The sequence below is a fragment of the Gardnerella sp. DNF00983 genome (assembly GCF_049244265.1).
Taxonomy (GTDB): domain Bacteria; phylum Actinomycetota; class Actinomycetes; order Actinomycetales; family Bifidobacteriaceae; genus Bifidobacterium; species Bifidobacterium vaginale_J.
The window spans coordinates 1,366,399-1,386,976 of record NZ_CP058392.1 but is presented as its reverse complement, the minus strand read 5'-3'; the positions used below and the strand labels follow the sequence as shown (position 1 = coordinate 1,386,976).

Annotated in this window: 15 protein-coding genes; 6 read left to right on the top strand and 9 right to left on the bottom strand. The window is 42.6% G+C overall.

Annotated elements, in window-relative coordinates:
- Positions 1–32: 32 nt before the first annotated feature.
- The 3 genes from nrdE to nrdH all read right to left on the bottom strand — a co-directional run bounded on the left by nrdE (position 33) and on the right by nrdH (position 3,107).
- A complete protein-coding gene (nrdE, locus tag HXT34_RS05410; protein ID WP_421784741.1) occupies positions 33–2,258 on the bottom strand; it encodes a class 1b ribonucleoside-diphosphate reductase subunit alpha in 2,226 nt (741 codons plus the stop codon).
- Positions 2,259–2,342: 84 nt separating this feature from the next.
- Positions 2,343–2,843: a class Ib ribonucleoside-diphosphate reductase assembly flavoprotein NrdI gene (nrdI, locus tag HXT34_RS05405; RefSeq protein ID WP_421784739.1), complete on the bottom strand. Its 501-nt coding sequence runs from the start codon at positions 2,841–2,843 to the stop codon at positions 2,343–2,345.
- A gap of 3 nt (positions 2,844–2,846) precedes the next feature.
- Positions 2,847–3,107, bottom strand: a complete 261-nt coding sequence (gene nrdH / locus HXT34_RS05400) for a glutaredoxin-like protein NrdH (RefSeq protein ID WP_119527179.1) — start codon at positions 3,105–3,107, stop codon at positions 2,847–2,849.
- A 426-nt stretch (positions 3,108–3,533) separates the two neighbouring features.
- Here nrdH and gndA point away from each other — a divergent pair, with 426 nt between their 5' ends.
- Positions 3,534–4,988 (top strand): NADP-dependent phosphogluconate dehydrogenase, encoded by a 1,455-nt coding sequence (gene gndA, locus HXT34_RS05395; RefSeq protein WP_391496201.1) that lies wholly within the window; start codon positions 3,534–3,536, stop codon positions 4,986–4,988.
- An 82-nt stretch (positions 4,989–5,070) separates the two neighbouring features.
- Here the strand turns inward: gndA and HXT34_RS05390 are convergent, their stop codons facing one another.
- The 5 genes from HXT34_RS05390 to HXT34_RS05370 all read right to left on the bottom strand — a co-directional run bounded on the left by HXT34_RS05390 (position 5,071) and on the right by HXT34_RS05370 (position 12,642).
- The gene (locus HXT34_RS05390) at positions 5,071–6,411 is read right to left on the bottom strand and encodes an ATP-binding protein (RefSeq protein ID WP_421784736.1); all 1,341 of its coding nucleotides are present in this window, start codon (positions 6,409–6,411) and stop codon (positions 5,071–5,073) included.
- A 261-nt stretch (positions 6,412–6,672) separates the two neighbouring features.
- Positions 6,673–7,497: a 6-phosphogluconolactonase gene (gene pgl, locus HXT34_RS05385; RefSeq protein ID WP_421784734.1), complete on the bottom strand. Its 825-nt coding sequence runs from the start codon at positions 7,495–7,497 to the stop codon at positions 6,673–6,675.
- Between the two features lie 66 nt (positions 7,498–7,563).
- Complete coding sequence (locus HXT34_RS05380) at positions 7,564–8,505, bottom strand: glucose-6-phosphate dehydrogenase assembly protein OpcA (protein ID WP_421784732.1); 942 nt, start codon at positions 8,503–8,505, stop codon at positions 7,564–7,566.
- A complete protein-coding gene (gene zwf / locus HXT34_RS05375; RefSeq protein ID WP_421784730.1) occupies positions 8,502–10,082 on the bottom strand; it encodes a glucose-6-phosphate dehydrogenase in 1,581 nt (526 codons plus the stop codon). The genes HXT34_RS05380 and zwf overlap by 4 nt, the downstream gene beginning before the upstream one ends.
- Positions 10,083–10,185: 103 nt before the next feature.
- Positions 10,186–12,642: an acyltransferase family protein gene (locus HXT34_RS05370; protein ID WP_421784728.1), complete on the bottom strand. Its 2,457-nt coding sequence runs from the start codon at positions 12,640–12,642 to the stop codon at positions 10,186–10,188.
- A 303-nt stretch (positions 12,643–12,945) separates the two neighbouring features.
- Between HXT34_RS05370 and HXT34_RS05365 the strand changes: the two genes are divergently transcribed.
- A complete protein-coding gene (locus tag HXT34_RS05365) occupies positions 12,946–13,440 on the top strand; it encodes an inorganic diphosphatase (RefSeq protein WP_004105658.1) in 495 nt (164 codons plus the stop codon).
- A 142-nt stretch (positions 13,441–13,582) separates the two neighbouring features.
- Here HXT34_RS05365 and HXT34_RS05360 read toward each other — a convergent pair whose 3' ends face one another.
- Positions 13,583–14,374: a beta-carotene 15,15'-monooxygenase gene (locus HXT34_RS05360; protein WP_415683244.1), complete on the bottom strand. Its 792-nt coding sequence runs from the start codon at positions 14,372–14,374 to the stop codon at positions 13,583–13,585.
- Between the two features lie 241 nt (positions 14,375–14,615).
- On the opposite strand from HXT34_RS05360, the gene HXT34_RS05355 reads away from it, so the two are divergent.
- The 4 genes from HXT34_RS05355 to valS all read left to right on the top strand — a co-directional run bounded on the left by HXT34_RS05355 (position 14,616) and on the right by valS (position 20,507).
- Positions 14,616–15,407: a response regulator transcription factor gene (locus HXT34_RS05355; protein WP_415683245.1), complete on the top strand. Its 792-nt coding sequence runs from the start codon at positions 14,616–14,618 to the stop codon at positions 15,405–15,407.
- A 20-nt stretch (positions 15,408–15,427) separates the two neighbouring features.
- Positions 15,428–16,081, top strand: a complete 654-nt coding sequence (gene nth, locus HXT34_RS05350) for an endonuclease III (RefSeq protein WP_415689054.1) — start codon at positions 15,428–15,430, stop codon at positions 16,079–16,081.
- Between the two features lie 130 nt (positions 16,082–16,211).
- Positions 16,212–17,699, top strand: a complete 1,488-nt coding sequence (locus HXT34_RS05345) for an ABC transporter substrate-binding protein (RefSeq protein WP_415683551.1) — start codon at positions 16,212–16,214, stop codon at positions 17,697–17,699.
- 48 nt (positions 17,700–17,747) lie between these two features.
- Positions 17,748–20,507 (top strand): valine--tRNA ligase, encoded by a 2,760-nt coding sequence (valS, locus tag HXT34_RS05340; RefSeq protein ID WP_421784725.1) that lies wholly within the window; start codon positions 17,748–17,750, stop codon positions 20,505–20,507.
- The last annotated feature ends 71 nt before the right edge of the window (positions 20,508–20,578 follow it).

The following is a 20,578-nucleotide window of genomic DNA, read 5'->3' as shown; positions in this document are numbered from 1 at the left end:
ATTTACTTCGCTGCGATTTTTAGCGCTGCGATTTACAGCGTGCAGCTTACGCAACCCTCGATTTCAGTACCTTCCAAAGCCTTCTGGCGAATACGAATGTAGTAAAGAGTCTTAATGCCCTTACGCCACGCGTAAATTTGAGCTTTGTTCAAATCGCGAGTAGTAGTAGTGTCTGGGAAGAACAAAGTAAGTGACAATCCCTGATCCACATGCTGAGTTGCTTCAGCATAAGTGTCAATAATTGCCTTCCAACCAATCTCGTAAGCGTCCTTAAAGTACTGCATATTGTCATTCGTCATGTAAGCGGCAGGGTAGTAGACGCGACCAACTTTGCCCTCTTTACGAATCTCAATGCGAGAAGCAATTGGATGAATCGAGCTCGTTGAATGATTGATGTAAGAGATTGAGCCGGTTGGAGGAACAGCTTGCAAATACTCATTGTAAATGCCGTCTCGCAAAATCTCGTCGCGAAGTTGTTTCCAGTCTGAAACAGTTGGAATTGCAACATTAAAACGAGCAAACAAATCGCGAACCGCTTGAGTGCGAGGCTCAAGAGAGCGGCTGCCATCTGTGTACTTATCGAAGTAGTTGCCTTTGCCTGCAGGCTTAGCGTAAGCGCTAGTCTTAAAGCTTGCGAAAGCGTGGCCGCGCTCTACAGCCAAAGCGTGAGAAGCTTTATAAGCGTGGTAAGCAACAGTCATAAAGTACATGTCTGTAAAGTCAAGAGCTTCTTCGCTTCCGTACTGCATATGCTCGCGAGCGAGGAAACCGTGCAAATTCATTTGACCCAAGCCAATAGCATGACCTTCTTCGTTTCCGCGACGAATCGAAGGAACGGAATCAATCGAAGTGTGCTCGGAGACAGAAGTGAGAGCGCGCACAGCCAAATCAACGCTTGCGCCCAAATCACCGTCCATTGCCTTAGCGATATTAAGAGAGCCAAGATTGCAAGAAATATCGCGACCAACGTGGCTATAAGACAAGTCGGCATTATAAGTACTTGCTTCTTGAGTTTGCAAAATCTCGGAGCACAAGTTGCTCATAGTAATGCGACCCTCAATAGGATTCGTGCGATTCACAGTATCCTCAAACAAAATGTAAGGATAGCCGGATTCAAACTGAATTTCTGCAAGTGTCATAAAGAATTCGCGAGCGTCGATGTACTTCTTGTGAATGCGAGGATTTGCAACCATCTCATCGTAATGCTCAGTAACAGAAATATCTGCAAAAGGCTTACCATACTCGCGCTCAACGTCGTAAGGGCTAAACAAAGCCATCTTTTCCTTGCGCTTAGCAAGCTCAAAAGTAATATCTGGAATCACAACGCCCAAAGAAAGAGACTTAATACGAATCTTTTCGTCAGCATTCTCGCGCTTAGTGTCGAGGAAACGCATAATATCTGGGTGGTGAGCGCTAATATACACGGCACCAGCGCCCTGACGAGCGCCAAGCTGATTAGCGTAAGAGAATGAATCTTCCAAAAGCTTCATAACAGGCACAACGCCACTCGACTGATTTTCGATGCGCTTAATAGGAGCGCCAAGCTCGCGCAAATTCGTAAGCAAAAGCGCCACGCCGCCACCGCGCTTAGAAAGCTGCAGAGCAGAATTAATTCCGCGCGCAATAGACTCCATATTATCTTCCAAACGCACGAGGAAACAGCTCACAGCCTCTCCGCGCTGAGCTTTACCAAGATTCAAGAACGTTGGAGTGGCTGGCTGGAAGCGACCTGCAAGCATTTCGTCCAAATAGTTGAGCGCTGCCTTTTCGTCGCCGTCTGCAAGCTCCAAAGCGACTGCAGCTGCGCGCTGAGCGAAGTTTTCCAAATACTGCTTGCCGTCGAAAGTCTTTAAAGCGTAAGAAGTGTAGAACTTAAAAGCACCCAAGAATGTGCCAAAAGTGTGGTGGGCGGCTTGCGCGTGCTCGTAGAATTTATCTAGAAACTCATCGCTGTATTTGTTGAACACGTTGCCGTTGTAGTAATAGTTGTCAATCAAGTAGTTCAAGCGCTCGCGAGTTGAAGCAAACTTCATGCTGTGCTCTTGCACGTAACCCGAAACGTAAAGCTTTTCTGCTTCCTGATCTTTATCAAACTGAATGCCTTTTTCTGGGTCAAAAAGACCGAGCATAGCGTTAAGGACGTGGTAGTCGCGGCTGTTGCGAATGCGCTCTGCTGTTGTGCTGACAGTTGTGCTTGCAGAATCAGTGTGATCAAGATTAAGCGAAGTAGATTCGCTCATCGGATCCGTGCTATTCATGGGGTTTGTTCCTTTCTTCATGCGTTATTTTGCTTTTTCAAACGCTTTTTGTTTTGTTTCTTTTAATTATTTTGTTTATTTTGTTTATTTCGTTTGTTCTGTTTCTTTGAGTTGTTTTAAAAATCTCGGTATGCCCTGCGCTACTTTTTCTATATCTTCTGCAGTTCCCGTGAGTTCAAACGAGTACATATTCGGGATTCCGCACTTTCCTGCAATTTGACCGCCTGCAGCGCAATATGCTTCTCCAAAATTCGTATTTCCGGAAGAAATTACTCCGCGAATAAACGAACGATTTTCGCGATTGTTTAGGAATTTGCGTACTTGCATTGGTATTGCTTTTGCAATATTTCCGCCGCCGTAAGTTGGTACGATTAGCACGTACGGTTCGCGCACGTTTAATTCCGGCTCTTTAGGACGAAGTGGTATGCGATATACGTTCACGTTATTGCTTGGAAAATCGCAATTTTTTACGAATCGTAGTGTATTTTCGGAGACGGAAGAAAAATAAACTACAGCTCCGATTGATTCGCCTTGTGCGCGTGATTCAGGCTCGCTTGGTTTTGTGATGCTTTCTTGTTCACACATTTCTTATGCTTCTTTTGCTGTTTCTGCGGAAGTTCCGAGTTTATCCGCAATTTGCGCAATTAGATCTGGACGGTACCCACTCCAGGATGCGTCAGGAGCAATTACTACTGGAGCTTGACGGTATCCTGCATTTCTTAACTGTTCGAGTGATTCAGGGCTTTTTGATAAGTCTACAGTTTCGAAGTTCACTCCAAGTTTTGTGAACTGTCGCTTAGTTGCATCACACTGTGGGCAATGAGGTTTAGTAAACACTGTGATAGTCATTTCAATCTCCTCTGGTGATGGGGAATTTTGCAATTCCGTGTTGTATCGACAAAAGCCAAGTAGTTAGCTTACTCTGAATAAGCACTATTTATAGTGGTGTGTCGACTGTGTAAACACTATATATAGTTATTATTTAAAATAGCTAAAAATAGCGTGTTTGTAAGCGTGTCGTGTTTTATGAAGTGAATATGAGCTTAGTTTTAACGATTAAAAATGTAATTTATTTCACAAAATTTATATTTGAAACTACTTAGCTTGTATATTGTTAAGCCTTGTGCATATCCGCCTATAAAATTATTAAGTGCGTTTCTTGAAGGGGCGTAACGCAAAATAAAAAATTGTGCATTTTGTAGATAATGCAGATTGCTTGGGTGCGCAAAGCATGCGTGCAAATAACAAAACAAGTACAAGATAAGAGGTGTCATTATGACTCAAGCTCAGGCAAATATTGGTGTTGTTGGTTTGGCTGCCATGGGTTCGAATTTAGCGCGTAATCTTGCGCATCATGGAAATACAGTAGCTGTTTATAATCGTCATTATTCGCGCACTGAAACTTTAATGAATGAGCATGGCAGTGAAGGCGCTTTTGTGCCTTCAAAAACTGTTGAAGAGTTTGTGGCTTCTCTAAAGCGTCCGCGCACCGCAATAATTATGGTAAAAGCTGGTGCTCCTACTGATGCTGTGATTGAAGAACTTGCAAATGCTATGGAGCCTGGAGATATTATCGTCGACGGCGGAAACTCTTATTTTGAAGATACGATTCGCAGAGAGCGTGACATTCGCGCGCGTGGTCTTCATTACGTTGGTTGCGGTGTTTCTGGCGGCGAAGAAGGTGCTTTGCGTGGTCCTTCGATGATGCCTGGTGGCACTGAGGAATCTTGGAAGACTCTTGGTCCTATTTTGAAGTCTATTGCTGCTGTTGCTGAAGGTGAACCTTGCGTAACGCATATTGGTACTGATGGTGCTGGCCACTTTGTGAAGATGGTTCACAATGGCATTGAATACTCGGATATGCAGCTTATTGCCGAAAGCTACGATTTAATGCTTCGAGGCTTGGGCATGAAGTCCGACGAAATTGCAGACGTGTTTAGCGAATGGAATAAGGGCGAGCTTGATTCTTATTTGATTGAGATTACTGCGGATGTGCTTCGTCAGAAGGATGCTAAGACTGGTAAGCCTTTGGTTGAGATGATGGTGGATCACGCTGGCATGAAGGGCACTGGTACTTGGACTGTACAATCTGCGCTTTCGCTCGGCATACCGGTTACGGGTATTGCTGAAGCTGTGTTTGCTCGCGGACTTTCCAGCCAGGTTGCTTTGCGAGAAGCTGCTGAAAGCCAGGGTTTGACTGGTCCGGATGTGCATTTTGATTTGAGCGATGCTGAGCGTAAGGCGTTTATTGAGGATATTCGCCAAGCTTTGTACGCTTCTAAGATTGTTTCTTACGCTCAGGGATTCGACGAGATTGCTGCTGCTGCAATTGAGCATGATTGGAAGATTGACCAGGCTGCGGTTGCTCGCATTTGGCGTGGTGGATGCATTATTCGTGCTCAGTTCTTGAACCGCGTTTCCGAGGCTTTTGAGTCCGGTGAAGCAAGCGTTTCTTTGCTCTTTGCTCCTTACTTTAAGGATGCAATTGAAAAGTCTCAAGCTGCTTGGCGTCGTGTTATTGCGCGTGCAGTTGAGCATGGCGTGCCTGTTCCGGCATTCTCTAGCTTGCTTGCGTACTACGATGGCTTGCGTTCAAAGCGTTTGCCGGCTTCGCTTATTCAGGCTCAGCGCGATTTCTTCGGCGCTCACACTTACGGTCGCATTGACGAGCCAGGCGTATTCCACACTTTGTGGGCAGATCCTAATCGCCCAGAAGTAAAGCAAGATTAAATCAAATAATATTTATAAATAATCTAAAAATAATTATTTAGTAAGCGTCGCATGTATAAATTCCGCATGCGACGCTTTGTTTTTACAACACAGAAGCCATGTAGTACGGTAAGTAAAGCAGTTTACCTTCGCGTTTAATTTCTCCATGGTGAAGCACGATTCCTTCGCTGCTAGTTTTACTAAAAGATTCCATAAAGTTTGTTATTGACTTCACACTTTTACTACTACTACCAGATTTCACTTCTACTGGAATAATCTTGTTGCTTTTTCGTAAGAGAAAATCTATTTCCATCACTGTTTTTTTGGTATCGGTACTTGTTTTTTTGTAAAAATAAGCATTATGTCCATTTGCTTTTAGACACTGTGAGACAATATTTTCTATTATCATTCCTTCATTAATATGTAATTTGTCTAGCAGAATTGCTTTATAAAGCTCGTTTTCTAGGTAAGGTCTATCTTTGTAGGCTAATGAAGTTAAAAGTCCTGTGTCCATCATGTAACATTTGAAGGAAGGGTTGATAGTAGATAGATTCAAAGCTACACTTGGGTCTTCAACGCTGTTTGCAATATTTACTATCATAGCTTCTTCAAGCCAGCGTATTGGATCTCTATACTCTTTAATACGCGCGTTGGAATCTACGTGAGATAGCATGTAACGCTTGTCGTGTTTGGAAAGTTCTGCAGGAATCCTGTCGAAAAAATTAGTTACGTAACTGGGATTCTCTTCTTCCTGATCTTGCATATCTTGCTTATAAAGATTGATTATTTGCTGTTTAGCAAAATCAACCTTCGCAAAATCTTTTGTATCAACGTATGCTTGAACAGCTTGTGGCATTCCGCCAACCAGCATGTATTCTCTGAAAGACTTCATTATGCTCTGGTGCATACTGCCCATAGGTTTGAGTGATTCAAAGTGATCTTTAATAGTAGAGAAAATTAAATCTTTATTGTTCGCTAATAAGTATTCTTCATAATCAAGTGGCAGTACTTCTAATGTGCACTCTTCCGAAGGTATGAGAATATCCTTACTTTTCTTCGTAATAGAAGCAAGTGAGCCTGTTTCAATGTAATCATAGCGAGCGTCCTCTAGTAGAGTTTTTATTGCTTGCCGTGCTTGTGGGAATAGTTGTATTTCATCAAGTATTATAAGAGATTCACGCTTATAAAGTCTGGTATTGTAAGCTAACTGTATTGTGTTAAATAGAGTATCTAAATCTCTTAGACTGTTTATAAAAAGTTGCTTAATATCTTCTTCGGTTTGATCGAAACGAATAAGAATATAAGACTTATACTCTTCTTTGCCAAGTTTTTCAGCTAACGTTGTTTTGCCAACTCGTCTTGCACCCTTAAGAAAAAGCGCATAATTTGGTGCATATTCATGCTTCCATTTCAGCATTTCTTTGTATATTTTTCTATCAAACATGCGGTTTTTGTGCTCTTTCTTAGATTGTAAATTTGTGTTTGATTTGTTCAAGTGTTACCGAATGCAGTTTTCCCTGTAATTTCAACGGTTTTATAAAGATTTTCCCAAATGCGCCATGTTTTGTCAAGCGGATTTTCGCAAATGCGCCATGTTTTTAGGGGTCGATTTTCGCAAATGCGCCATGTTTTGAACATGCTATTTTCGCATTTGCGCCAATTTATGTAGCGCATTTAATTTTTGACTTGCTGAATATTATGCAGATTATTGAATTGCAGCTTGCAAAGTTTCTGCTGTAGTAAACCAGCAGATTTCGTCAGTTCCGTTTGCAAAAGACGCAGGATATTCTGGATTATTATCACCAGAAAGTACATTCATCAAAGCAGCGCCTTTTTCTACTCCGGCAGTCAAGAACCAAGTGCGGCGACTGTGAGCCAGCACAGGAACTGTAAGAGACAAGCGCATTGGAGGAAGTTTAGGGGAGTGGTTTACGCCAACAACAATGCGCTCGCGATTGTTGACATGCGGTAATCCTGGGAAAAGTGAAGCCATATGTGCATCCGGACCCATACCAAGAATTGCTAAATCAAACACTGGTTCTTTGCCAAATATGCTCACGATTTCTTCCTCATAGACGCGCGCTGCAGCATCTAAAATAGCGTCATTTTCAGCGTCGCTGGATGTTGCGATTTCCTCCGCATTACGCTCATCTGCAGGCATTTCGTGAATATGAGATTCTGCCAAAGCTTTGTTAGAAGTAAGTAAGTTAAGAAATATTTCGCGAGCCTTGCGCGCGTTGCGATCCTCGCTATCATAAGCTACGAAACGCTCATCTGCCCACCAAATATGCACTAAATTCCAATTAATTGCTGGCAAAAGCGGATTGCTAGCAAGCATTTGGAACATGCGTATTGAATCTGTGCCGCCAGTAAGAAGTAAATGGAATGGTTTATTGAGATTTTGCACATCATTCTGTGATTCCATAATAAGAGTCACCAAGCGTTGTGCTGCAACAGCTGCAAGCACATCGCGATTATCGTATCCGTAAATACTTGCGTTATGTGCAAAAGTAACTTCATTATTTGTCATAGTTGTTCCTTTTATGCAATTAAAAATATTTCACACGCTGTTTCATACGTTGTTTCACGTAATGTTTCACGCATTTTCTGCAGGATTATCTCGCACCAGCTGCGCGTAAATTTCGTCAGGATCAATGCGTCGCAATTCTTCGCTTAAGCAATCATCCAGAGTGCGAATAGGAAGCGCAATAGGTTGTGCAGCCTGTCCAGGCAGACTAATCAAAGCTTGATCTCCGCCAGCAGGGCGAGTGAGTGACAATGTGCCATCCTCGCGTTCTAAAGTTACGGAAGTAATAGCTTGAGCTTCAGGATTTTCAACTATTTCTACAGGAACATGCAAGCTACTCTTAAGCCAAGCTGCCAGTAAGTGCAAAGACACGTAATGAGTAGGACCCACAACCTTCGCGCTAAGAATAGGCAAATGTGGAGGTTGATCGAGCATAGAAGCAAGTAACGCGCGCCAAGGAGTTAAACGCGTCCAAGACAAATCTGCATCTTGCGGAGACCAGTTTTTGCGCAAGTTTTGCACAGTTTTAAGAGTATCGTCTGCTCGCTGTGCGTCAGTAATTCTGCTACTTGCCATAGCTCCAAGCAAATCGTTAGCAGGATCTTCCGGAGCGTTTGTTGGCCACCATGCAACAACCGGTGCATCTGGCACAAGTAGTGGAATAACAAGCGTATCCGGATGACGAACTAAACCGTTGTGCGGATACAAAATAATAATTTCACCAGCTCCAGCATCTGCGCCAAAACGCACTTGAGCATCGAGATTCGGCACAACCTCACCGCGCTCAGCAGCGTGCTCGCTAGACCAATCTCTAACCATTGCAATAACTCGACAAGGATGCTCGCGACTAGCTGCGTTTGCTGCATCAAGTGCATGCTCTAACTCTTTAAGAGTTGTATCAATAAGCAAAGTGAGCACTCGACCAGTAGCAGATTCGCCGCGCTCTTCGTGCAATTCGTCGATTTTTGCTGCAATTTTGCTTGTATTAGTATCAGGAAGGTTGATAATCATGGCAGCCTCCAATGGCGATTATCTCGAGCAAGCATAGCATCAGCTTCTGCTGGACCCCACGTTCCAGCGCGATATGGTTGCGGTTGTGTGCCAAGCGAACTCCAGAATTCCTCAATAGGGTCAAGAATTTTCCAACTTAAATCTACTTCTTGCGTAGTTGGGAATAGCGGTGGTTCGCCAAGAAGTACGTCAAGAATCAAGCGCTCGTAAGCTTCAGGGGAACTTTCAGTAAAAGAGCGTCCGTAACTAAAGTCCATAGAAACGTCTCGAACTTCCATAGCTGTGCCGCCAGGAACTTTCGCACCAAAGCGCATAGTAACGCCCTCGTCTGGCTGCACTCGAATCACAATAGCGTTACTGCCAAGTTCGCGCACAGCAGTAGACTCAAACGGCAAATGCGGAGCGCGCTTAAAAATAACAGCAATTTCCGTAACGCGCTTGCCTAAACGTTTGCCGGTTCGCAAGTAGAACGGAACTCCAGCCCAACGGCGAGTATCAACGTCAAGTCGCACAGCAGCATACGTTTCAGTAGTGCTTTTAGGATCAATGCCTTGTTCTTCCAAGTATCCAACAGCTTTGTAAGAGCCCTGCCATCCTGCTGCATACTGTCCTCGAGCAGTATTGGCAGCCAAGTCTTGAGGTAGTCGGATTGCAGATAATACTTTTGTTTTTTCAGCAGTCAAATCGCTAGCGCGGAAACTTACAGGCTCTTCCATAGCGGTAAGTGCCATAAGTTGAAGCAAATGGTTCTGAATCACGTCACGTGCAGCGCCGATTCCGTCGTAGTATCCGGCTCTTCCGCCAATGCCAATATCTTCAGCCATTGTAATTTGCACGTGATCGACGTAATTCGCGTTCCAAATCGGCTCATACATTGCGTTAGCAAAGCGAAAAGCAAGCAAATTTTGCACAGTTTCCTTGCCCAAATAATGGTCAATTCGGAACACAGAATTAGGATCAAAAACTTCAGAAACAACGCGATCCAACTCTCGTGCGCTCGCTAAATCGTGTCCAAAAGGCTTTTCAATAATTACGCGTCGCCAAGCATGTTCAGAAGAGTGCGAAAGACCTGATGCTGCAAGTTGTTGCGCAACAACCGGGAAGCTGGAAGGTGGAATAGACATGTAAAAAGCGTGATTTCCGCGAGTTCCACGATCCCTATCAAGCTCGTTTACTGTTTTGCTTAAACGCTCAAACGCGGACGCGTCGTCAAAAGTACCGCGCACGAAACGTATGCCTTTAGCAAGATTAATCCAAGTTGACTCACGAAATGGCGTTCTGCAATGCTGCTCAATATTTTCGCGCACAAAGTTTACAAAATGCTCATCCGTCCAATCGCGTCTTGCAAAACCAGTTAAACCAAATCCTGGAGGCAAAAGACCGCGATTAGCTAAATCATATACTGCTGGCATAAGTTTTTTGCGTGCTAAATCGCCAGTAATGCCAAAAATTACTAGGCTGCACGGGCCCGCAATACGAGCTAAACGCAAATCACGCGGATCGCGCAAAGGATTCGTCCAAGTAGATACGCTTTCCCCAGCGTCTTGCGAATCATGTAGTGTCCTCAACTCAGTCATACATACTATCGTAATATTTCGTAGCTATTTTCACCACGCAAAACGCAATTTATTACGCTTAATAACAGTATTAAAAAGTTTTAGCGCGCTATAACTCTAATTTTCAGCCACCGCACACTGCTAAACGAATCATTTTCGCGTATTGCGGACCGCCGACTGGAGTTAAGTGAACTCCATCGTCAGTCAAATATTCTGAGTGACCGTTACTCAAACCATGCCAGTCTATAATGCCAACATTATGGTGAGTTGCTGCGAACTTGCGTAAGCTATCGTTCGTCGTATCCTGCCAAGGTTGCGGAACTCGTGTGGTAACGAAGTAAACAGGTCTACCTTTTGCAACATCAACCATGTGTTGAAGCACGCTATCGTCACGAGGAGGGCCGTTGGTTCCAAGAGCGAAAATTACCACATCTCCAGCGTGTTTTACAGAAATATCTTTCTCGTATTCATCAGCTCCGTGGAAAATTTGTCTACTCACTTTTCCATCTATATAAGCGTTAGGCATAACTTGCATCAAATATGGTTTAGCGCCTTCAGTAATAGAATCTCCAACCATAGTTAAGTTCACGGAACAAGTGTTGCGTCGTTTGTCGATTCGCGTATGAGTAGTAACAAGATTTCGTGGAACTTTTTCTGCAATAGGGAAGAGAATACGATACTTCGATGGTGTAGGTGGAAGAGACTGTTTTACTACATCCTTTTGCACACCTTTTGGAACTGCTTTTCCTTTTGTTTTTTGCTTAGAATTAGTTTTGTCAAAAGCAGTAAGTTTTTTATTTAACAATGAAGATTGAGCTACTTGTGCTGTCAATTCTGGGCGAAGCTGCATTGACCTATGCTTAGCAATATCTTGCCAATTTACTGGCAAGATAATTAACGACACAATAATTATGCAGCACAAAGTTAGTGAAACAGAGCGGATAAGCTTAAATAATTGTTGATCTTTTATTGGCTTTTCAAATAACTGATACAAGCATTCTGCAAGTGCAACTATTACTAGTGCCTGAAAGACTTGCTCGCCTGTAGATACAGCAGTTGTTCTATTTGCTGGGTTGAATAATTCAAGAACAGGGAAGTGAACTAAATAAATTGCAAAAGAGCGTCTGCCGATATAAGCGAGCGGAGCCCATGAAAATATTCTTGAGCAAATATTATCAGTTTGCGTGCAAGACCACAGTATTAGTGTGCAAGTGGCTGCTGTTATTGTGTATCCGCCGAAAACAAATACTGAAGATGTGCCTTCTGCATACACGAAGCAGTAGCACAACACAATTGTTGCCAACAGTCCAATGCAAGATCTCTGCCATGCATGAAGTGGATTATAAAAAACAGTTTTTGGCTTATTGAATGCGTTATTTGGAAGTTCTTGTATATCTGGAGCTACACTATTATCTGATAAATCAATTTGTAATCCTTCGCGCAAGTCAGCAGGTATTCCATCTTCAGCAAATGCTTTTTCGTTATTTGCGTAGGATTTATCTGATTTTTTCGTTAGTGCTGAATTATCTACACTACTATCTGCATTACTATCTAACTTAACTGATGAAGCTAAGCTGACAGATATGTTCTTTTTGCCAATTAGCAAATGTAATGCATGAATAAGCCACGCGTGGAATGAATGTTTTGCAAACCAAGCGCCGTACATTGCTAACATTGCGCCCATTAAGAATTCTGATGCTCTCGTATCTAGAGAATAGTAGACGCGAGCTGGAGTTGTGTAATTGTCAAATAAGTAGGAAAAAGTAAAAGTAAGAATAGAAGAAAGTATTGCTAAGCCTGCTGTGATATACATGCGTACTAGCTTGCTACGCACGAATTTAATAAGTGCAGCAAGGATAATAGGCCATATAACAAAAGCTTGCATTATAAGTCCGAGATACCAAAGATGTTTGATAGGAGAAGGTAATCCGGACTGTTCAAAATATGAAAGTTTACGAGCAACATACATTATGTTGCTAAAGAATCCGGAGCCTGAAAGAGCATCTGCTTGTAACTTTGGCAGTAGACTTGGCGAAAAAAGCCACATAATTGGTGCTGTTATAGCGATAATTCCAAGTGTCGATGGCCAAATTCTTTTTACGCGCTTTAGTAAATATTCCCAGTAATGCTTGATTCCTTGAGTATTTTTATTATTATCTTCGATATTTTCTGCATTTTTTGCGTTTTTATCTGCGTTTAAATAGTGCAGAACTGATCTCGTGCAAAAATATCCTGCCAATACCAAAAACAGTGTTACTCCAAGGAATCCTCCCGTAAGAAGGCTTGGGCGCATATGAAAACACACAATACCGATAATTGCTAGAGCTCTTAAACCGTCTATTGCTTTATTTCGCTTCGAAACAGTATTTGTAGGTAAAGTAGATGATTGTTTATTTTCAGCTTTTGCGCTATTAATAGTTTTTTCTACGGTAATAGATTTTTCTACTGTATTATTTGCTTTTGATGAAAGATTAGTTGAGTTCGTTTTACTAGCATTTTTTTCTGCAGTAACCTTCTTTGTTTTGAAGGATTGATCTGCTTGTGAAACAGTGGAAGTGTTCACGCATCTCTTTTTTGTCATCTTGCCTACGCTTCGGTAACCATACTGGTATGTGTGCAACATATCGTGTGTAAAACGTAGCAATAGTAACTGCGTATTAAGACACTTTTATAGCTTAAAGCGTGTCTTGTTGATATGCCTAGGATGCGCTAAAAATATGTGATTTTATGCTACTTCTGTAAGGGATACAAAACGTTTATTATTTAATGAAATTTGTTAACAAAATTTTGTATTGCATGCTCTATTGTTGTCGTTCGTCGGTGCGCGCTAAAGTGAGATAGAACAGTTATATGAATTGTTATTAAAGTTATCAAAGGAGCCAAAATGGCAGAAACTTTTAACGTTGTGGTAGAGATTCCACGCGGTTCTAAGAACAAGTATGAAGTGGATCACGAAACTGGTCGCGTATTCTTGGATCGCACTCTTTTCACAGCTATGGGTTATCCAGATGATTACGGTTATATTGATGGCACTTTGGGCGAAGATGGCGATCCACTCGACGCTCTTGTTATGATTCCAAATTCTGTGTTCCCAGGATGCGTTGTTGAGTGCCGCGCCGTTGGCTTGTATCACATGGTTGACGAAGCTGGCGGAGATGACAAGGTTTTGTGTGTTCCAGCAGACGTTCGTTTCGACGACATCAAGGATATCGATGACGTGAACGAGTATCACAAGGCTGAAATCAAGCACTTCTTCGAGCAGTACAAGGCTTTGGAGCCAGGTAAGGAAGTTCTTCCTGGTGACTTCTGGGCTGGTGTAGAGCAGGCTGAGAAGGAAATCGTTGCAGCTCGCAAGCGCTTGGAAGAAAGCGAAAAATAAGTTTCGCTTTTAATAAGCAAAACAATAAAATTACAGTCTAAATAAAACGTCGAAGACACATACCGTGTTTTCGACGTTTTTATGTAAGCAGGTGATTTCAAAAGTAAATTAAAACGTAACGTTACATACGCTTTAAATAATTTTAAGCAGCTACTAGCATTCCAAGACCTGCAATATACACAAGCATTCCTGAAAGCATTATTGGCAATATAGAAGTAGCGATATCGTGCGCAATAATTCCAGTTTTGTATTCTTCATAATTGTTGCGAACCCATAAATATGAAAGTCCTGATAGCGCGATTAGCATAAATATGCACAGTACTATAACGAGTATTCCAGCGTTTAAATTGCGAAGCGATGGTATAAAGCTAATAATTGACGGCAAAAATAGCCAACCCGGAAGTGCTGCACAAGCAATACTTGCAGTCAACGTGTGCGAAAGATTTCGTACTAAATTTGTGCGATTCTCGCGCAGCATTTGCCTCAAGAATGTCACAAATGTTGCTGCTACAAGAATTAGAGCAAAAGATACAGCCCAACGTTCGTAAGGGTGAATTGCAGCAATAAACTTACTCATTGACACAGTTTCGTTATCAATGACGACGCTTTTTGGCAGCCATACCTTTAATACTCCAGTTGCAAACCATGCAGAAGCAATTCCTGCGCATAATGCAATAGCTCTGTCAATTAAATTTCCGCGCAGTGGCCACAACGCTATAAATATAAGCATTATGATAAGGCATAACATAAGTGTTATTTTTGCTGTTGCAATTGGCAATATCGCTGCAATTGCGAGAAGTACTACAACAAAAATTTGGCTTATAAACATCGCCAATGCGTTCATGCTAGGTATACGTGTATGTTTTTGAACATTTACGCAAGAATTATCATTTTTCTGCATCTTGTCATTGCAGATACGTGTTTCATTGCTCATACACACTCCCTAGTGCTGTAAGTTTTATATTTATAAAGCGTAATATGCCCATAAAATATTAACAAATTACTTTGTTTATTTACTAATGTAGCCTATAACCTGCACTGCGCTTTATTGTGTTGATATTTTTTATCTTCGGAAGACGCAAGTGTTGCGCTTATCGCTATTTTTCGCAGTATGGTTTACAATTCCTGTAAAGGCTGAATTTGCTACTACATCAATTGTTTGTTGGAGGCATCATATGACTGATATCACATTGATGACTTCGTGTGCTTCTCCCTCTTCAGTTTTACCTTCACTTACTTTGTTATCTCATAAAGTGCGTTTACTTTCTTTGGATACGTCAAGTTTGGCAAAACTACCTGCACAAACCATTCTTTTGCTTGATGCGCGTGAGGATTTAGCTCTCGCTAAATCAATGTGTTCTTCTCTGCGTGTTGCAAATATTACGGTTCCTGTCATATTAGTTATAACTGAGGGTGGTTTTACTGTAGTAAATCCTTCGTGGAACATTTCTGATGTTGTGCTAACTAATGCTTCTCCTGCAGAAGTAGAAGGTCGTTTGCGTTTGGCTTCTTTGCAACACGGATCTTCTGATGATTTATTTGTGCATTCGCAAGGCTCTGAAATTGATGATTCTTTCAATTCAGACAATGGAACTATGCGTTCTGGAGATCTCGTTGTAGATATGCGTAGCTACACAGTGAGTTTGCATGGTCATCCTGTTGATTTAGCTTATAAAGAATTTGAATTGCTGAAATACTTTGTGCAGCATCCGCGCAGGGTGTTTACTCGCACTCATTTGTTGCAAGAAGTATGGGGTTACGACTACTACGGTGGCACTCGTACTGTAGATGTCCATATTCGTAGGCTTCGTGCAAAACTTGGTGTTGAATATGAACATTTGATTGGCACAGTGCGTAATGTTGGCTATCGCTTCGATCCTTCGGAATCAGACGAGAATAGCGAAATTTCCGAAAGCAGCATTGAAGATGATTCTGAAAATGATGCAGATAAGCAGCCTGAACAATAACGATTTATTGAAGCTCTAATATGCGAGAATCAAAACAAGCGAAATTAGCTCGTATTTATGCAGAATACGATTTATTGTGCAAAGAAATACCGGAACCGAAGTGTGCATTAAATTTCAAAAATCCGTTTGAGCTACTAATTGCTACTGTATTAAGCGCGCAAACTACAGATAAGCGCGTAAATATTGTGACTCCTGAACTCTTTTCTATTTTTCCCAACGCGAGTTCTTTAGCTGCTGCTCCTGTATCTCAAGTTGAGTCAATTATTTACCCTCTCGGATTTTATAGAGTAAAAGCACAGAACATTATTTCATTATCTGCATGCTTGCTTAATAATTTTTCTGGTATAGTGCCATCAAATATGGAAGATTTAATATCGTTGCCAGGTGTTGGCCGTAAAACTGCCAATGTCGTTCTTGGCAACGCATTTGGATTACCGGGGTTTCCTGTAGACACTCACGTAATACGTGTTACAGGGCGTCTTGGTTGGCGTAAGGTTCAGGCTCATCCAAATCCTGTCGCTATTGAACGCGAAATAACAGCTTATTTTGCTCCTAAAGAGTGGACTAATCTTTCTCATAGACTTATTTTGCACGGCAGAAAAATTTGCACTGCTCGGAATCCAAAATGTGTTTCATGCCCTTTAAATGCAACATGTCCGTCAGCAATTATTTAAAGCGTGTTGTTTCCAATTCCGATATTGATATAGACTGTAAGTTATGTCAAGAACAGGCAAATATGCGTATCGTGCTTCCAGGTCAGCTCATGCTCGAGTTAATACAGACTGGATGCCATGGGTTGTGTTTGTGGTTGTGTCAGTAATAATGAGCGGCATTTTGTGGTGTGGATGGCAAATATACCAAGGTCATTCGCCTTTTGCTTCAATAATGCATCCAGCTAGTAACTCAGTGCTAAAAGTTGGTTTGCGTACTGCTCCTGAATCTCTTGATATTAGAAAAGACGATAGTGACGCTTTACAGCAAGCTTTAATTGGTAATGTTTACGAAACTCTTGTTAAACGTGGCGATGATAATAGTTTGCAACCGGGTCTCGCGAAGTCATGGGATATTTCGAAAGACGGCTTAACATATCGCTTTAATTTGCGTCAAGGCGTGCGTTTCTTTAACGGTAGTGAGATGAATTCCAATTCCGTATTAGAATCTTTGAAACAAGGCATAACAAATAATTATCCTGGTTATAGCGCGCTTTCAAATATTAAAACCGTTAATAATCCAGATAATTACACTCTAGTAATCACTCTTAATAATCCAGATGCTTTACTTCTACGTCGTCTTGCTGGACGTGTTGGCATTGTCTATGACACAAAATCGATGATCGACTATGCAAGTGCTGCTCTTGGCACAGGTCCTTTCACTGTAAGTGATTACAATAAAGGCAATTCTTTAGTATTACTTCGCAACGATAAATATTGGGGAACCCCTGCTTCTTGTGCAAGTATTACTTTGCAATATTTCAATAGCGATACTGCTCTAGCTGAGGCAATGGAAAAGGGCAATATTCAAATGGCAGTTCCGCTTGAAGGTAGCGAAAATAAGCGTCTTGCTGCTGTTGCTAATACGCAAATGGTAGAGGGTCAGAGCACAAGAGTGCGATTTATTGCAATAAATACAACAGTTTCGTCGATTTTCTGCGATGAGCAGGCTCGTAAAGCTGCGAGATACGCTTTGAATGCGCAAACTGTACTTGCAGCTGATGGCAATGGTGGTGTTCCAGTAGGAGGACCTATTGATCCTCTTTCAACTGGTTATGAAGATTTAAATGGATTGTATCCTTATAATCCAAGCAAAGCTGCTCCTTTGTTCCACTACTTTAGCGCAAGATATTTAGGAACTATTACTTTCCTTGTTTCACAAGGCGAAGGTGGAGTTGGGCGCGAGCTTTCAAAACAGATTAGTTCCGTGAGCGGTTTTAAGGTCAATCTTGAAGAAGTTGATCAACAAACTATGCGTAAGCGTATTAGTGAAGGTAAGTATGATCTTGCGCTTACTACGAGTAATCGTACTTTAGATGAAGGTATGTTTGCAGAAAGCGGTTCTCCGTTCGTTTTGCAAGACGCGCGTGCTCAACAAGCTTGGGCAGATGCAGTTCATTCTAAGAATGCAAGCGAATATGAGGCAAATGCTCGTGCATATGCTCGCGAAGTAAGCAATAATGCTGCAGCGCACTGGCTTTATGCTCGTAAAAGCATAATGGCTGTGAAATCTAATATAAGCGGTTACACAAAGAATATGACGGATCAGCTTCTGCCATTGCAAAGCGTAGTTGTGAAATAGAAAAGCGTAAGATTTGCGTTGTCGCGCTGAGTTTCTAATATTCAGTTCATGAGTGAACAGGATAACAACACAGTAAAGCACGCACATTTAACGCCTCTTCCTAACAAAGTTGGCGTTGATGGTCTTGAAGACAAGTGGCGTAGCAATTGGGATGAAGCTAAGACTTACGCATTCCATAATTCTCGCGACCGTAAGGCCGTATATTCTATCGATACTCCACCTCCAACAGTTAGTGGACACTTGCATGTTGGTCACGTATTCTCCTACACGCATACGGATGTTATTGCGCGATATAAGCGTATGCAAGGCTTTGACGTGTTCTACCCAATGGGTTGGGACGATAACGGTTTGCCAACAGAGCGCCGCGTACAAAACTATTACGGCGTGCGCGTAGACACTTCGTTGAAGTATGACCATGATTTTAAGCCGCCTTTTGAAGGCACTGAAGGCAAGAAAATTGAAGCTAAGGATCAGGTTCCTGTAAGCCGACAGAACTTTATTGAGCTTTGTGAGCGCTTAACTTCTCAAGATGAGAAGCTTTTTGAAGCATTGTGGCGCAGGCTCGGTCTTTCTGTAGACTGGTCGCAAACTTACCACACTATTGGCGAGCAGCCTCGCAGAGTTGCGCAAAAAGCATTCCTTCGCAATCTTGCTCGCGGAGAAGCTTATCAAAAAGACGCTCCAGGCTTGTGGGATGTTACATTCCAGACTGCAGTTGCTCAGGCTGAGCTTGAATCGCGCGAATATCCTGGTTTCTACCATAAGATTGCGTTCCGTTTTGAAGATGGTACGCCAATTTATATTGAAACTACGCGCCCAGAATTGCTTGCTGCATGCACTTCCTTAATTGCAAATCCAGAAGATGAGCGTTACAAGAAGTACTTTGGTCAAGAAGTTTATTCACCGCTGTTTAAGGTGAAGGTTCCGATTTTGGCGCATTCTGCTGCTCAAATGGACAAGGGTGCTGGCATTGCAATGTGCTGCACTTTCGGTGACGTAACTGACGTTGAGTGGTGGCGCGATTTGAATTTGCCAACTCGACCAATTATTCAGCGTAACGGTCGCATTGTAATGACGACTCCTGATTGGATTACGGATGAATCCGGTCGCGAAATGTTCGAGAAAATTGCCGGCAAAACCACGTTCTCTGCTCGTAAGGAAATTGTTGAAGCTTTGCAAGCAGCTGGAGATATGGATGGCGATCCAAAGCCAACAAAGCGCATGACGAACTTCTACGAAAAGGGCGATAAGCCTTTGGAAATCGTCACTTCTCGTCAATGGTACTTAAAGAACGGTGGCACAGACGAAAAGCTAAACGCTGAGCTTATTGAGCGCGGCAAGGAACTTAACTTCCATCCAGACTTTATGCGTGTGCGCTATGAGAATTGGGTTCACGGCTTGAATGGTGACTGGCTTATCTCTCGCCAGCGCTTCTTCGGTGTGCCATTCCCATTATGGTATCCAGTAAACGAAAATGGGGAAGTGGATTACGAGCATCCTTTGACGCCTAGCGAAGATCGTTTGCCAATCGACCCAACTATTGACGTTCCAGAAGGATTCGACGAATCTCAGCGAGACCAGCCAAACGGCTTTACTGCTGAGCAAGACATTATGGACACTTGGGCCACATCTTCCTTAACTCCACAAATCGTGACTCGTTGGGAAGAGCCAGGTGAGGAAAATCAAGCTTTGTTTAAGGCTACTTTCCCAATGGATTTGCGTCCACAAGGTCAGGATATCATTCGTACTTGGCTGTTTAGTACTGTTGATCGTGCACATCTTGAAAACGGCTGCTTGCCTTGGAAGCATGCTGCGCTTTCTGGCTGGATTCTTGATCCTGACCATAAGAAGATGTCTAAATCTAAAGGCAACGTGGTTGTGCCAAATAAGCCAATCGAAGAGTTTGGTGCGGATGCTGTGCGCTACTGGGCAACTTCTGCAAAACTTGGCTTGGATGCAACTTACGACGAAGGTCAAATGAAGATTGGTCGTCGCCTTGCGATTAAGCTTTTGAACGCTACAAAGTTTGCGCTCGCAATTGGTCGTGAAGATGATGAGCATCAGGTTCTTGAGCCTGCTAGCGCGGACTGGGATTTTGCAGACGTTACGGAAGTATTGGATCGCTCTGTTATGGCAAAGCTTGCATCCGTTATTCGTACCGCAACTGATGCGCTTGAATCTTACGAGCATTCTAAGGCTTTGGAAGCAATCGAAACCTTCTTCTGGGAATTCTGCGACGATTATATTGAGCTTGCAAAGAATCGTGCTTACGGTACTGCAGAATCCACTGGACGCACTCCAAGTGAAGCTGCTGTGAAGTCTGCTCGCACAACTCTTGGTCTTGCACTCGATGCTTTGGCTCGCTTGCTTGCTCCTTACTTGCCTTACGCTACTGAAGAGGTGTGGAGCTGGATGCATGACGGCGAAGGCTCTGTGCATCGTGCTAGCTGGCCATGCGCTAAGGCGTATGAGTCTGCTGCAAACGGTGTTTCTGCGGATACTTTGGCTTATGCGGGTGAAGCTTTGGCTACTTTGCGAAAGATTAAGTCTGAAGCAAAAGTTTCTATGAAGACTCCTATTTTGCAGGTGACTTTGAATGTTGCAGAAAACGCTTACAAGGCTGTTGAGGAGACTTTGGATGACGTTGCTGAAGCTGGACGCGTTACTGGAGAAGTAAAGCTTAACGCTGTTAAGGCTGCAGTTGCTGGAGATTCTTCTGATTCTGAATCTGCAGAATCTGATGCAGCTAACGTAAACGTTTCAGTTGCTCAAAGCGAACTCGGTGAAGCTCCTGCAAAAAAGAAGTAGTTGCAAGTAGTCGAAAATAATTAATCGCAAAACAAAAGCGCTGGAAGTCAATCTTCGACTCCAGCGCTTTT

Excerpts from the sequence above, each read along its gene's own strand:
- nrdE (WP_421784741.1), bottom strand. The coding sequence starts at position 2,258 with ATGAATAGCACGGATCCGATGAGCGAATCTACTTCGCTTAATCTTGAT.
- nrdI (WP_421784739.1), bottom strand. The coding sequence starts at position 2,843 with ATGTGTGAACAAGAAAGCATCACAAAACCAAGCGAGCCTGAATCACGC.
- nrdH (WP_119527179.1), bottom strand. The coding sequence starts at position 3,107 with ATGACTATCACAGTGTTTACTAAACCTCATTGCCCACAGTGTGATGCA.
- gndA (WP_391496201.1), top strand. The coding sequence starts at position 3,534 with ATGACTCAAGCTCAGGCAAATATTGGTGTTGTTGGTTTGGCTGCCATG.
- HXT34_RS05390 (WP_421784736.1), bottom strand. The coding sequence starts at position 6,411 with ATGTTTGATAGAAAAATATACAAAGAAATGCTGAAATGGAAGCATGAA.
- pgl (WP_421784734.1), bottom strand. The coding sequence starts at position 7,497 with ATGACAAATAATGAAGTTACTTTTGCACATAACGCAAGTATTTACGGA.
- HXT34_RS05380 (WP_421784732.1), bottom strand. The coding sequence starts at position 8,505 with ATGATTATCAACCTTCCTGATACTAATACAAGCAAAATTGCAGCAAAA.
- zwf (WP_421784730.1), bottom strand. The coding sequence starts at position 10,082 with ATGACTGAGTTGAGGACACTACATGATTCGCAAGACGCTGGGGAAAGC.
- HXT34_RS05370 (WP_421784728.1), bottom strand. The coding sequence starts at position 12,642 with ATGACAAAAAAGAGATGCGTGAACACTTCCACTGTTTCACAAGCAGAT.
- HXT34_RS05365 (WP_004105658.1), top strand. The coding sequence starts at position 12,946 with ATGGCAGAAACTTTTAACGTTGTGGTAGAGATTCCACGCGGTTCTAAG.
- HXT34_RS05360 (WP_415683244.1), bottom strand. The coding sequence starts at position 14,374 with ATGAGCAATGAAACACGTATCTGCAATGACAAGATGCAGAAAAATGAT.
- HXT34_RS05355 (WP_415683245.1), top strand. The coding sequence starts at position 14,616 with ATGACTGATATCACATTGATGACTTCGTGTGCTTCTCCCTCTTCAGTT.
- nth (WP_415689054.1), top strand. The coding sequence starts at position 15,428 with ATGCGAGAATCAAAACAAGCGAAATTAGCTCGTATTTATGCAGAATAC.
- valS (WP_421784725.1), top strand. The coding sequence starts at position 17,748 with ATGAGTGAACAGGATAACAACACAGTAAAGCACGCACATTTAACGCCT.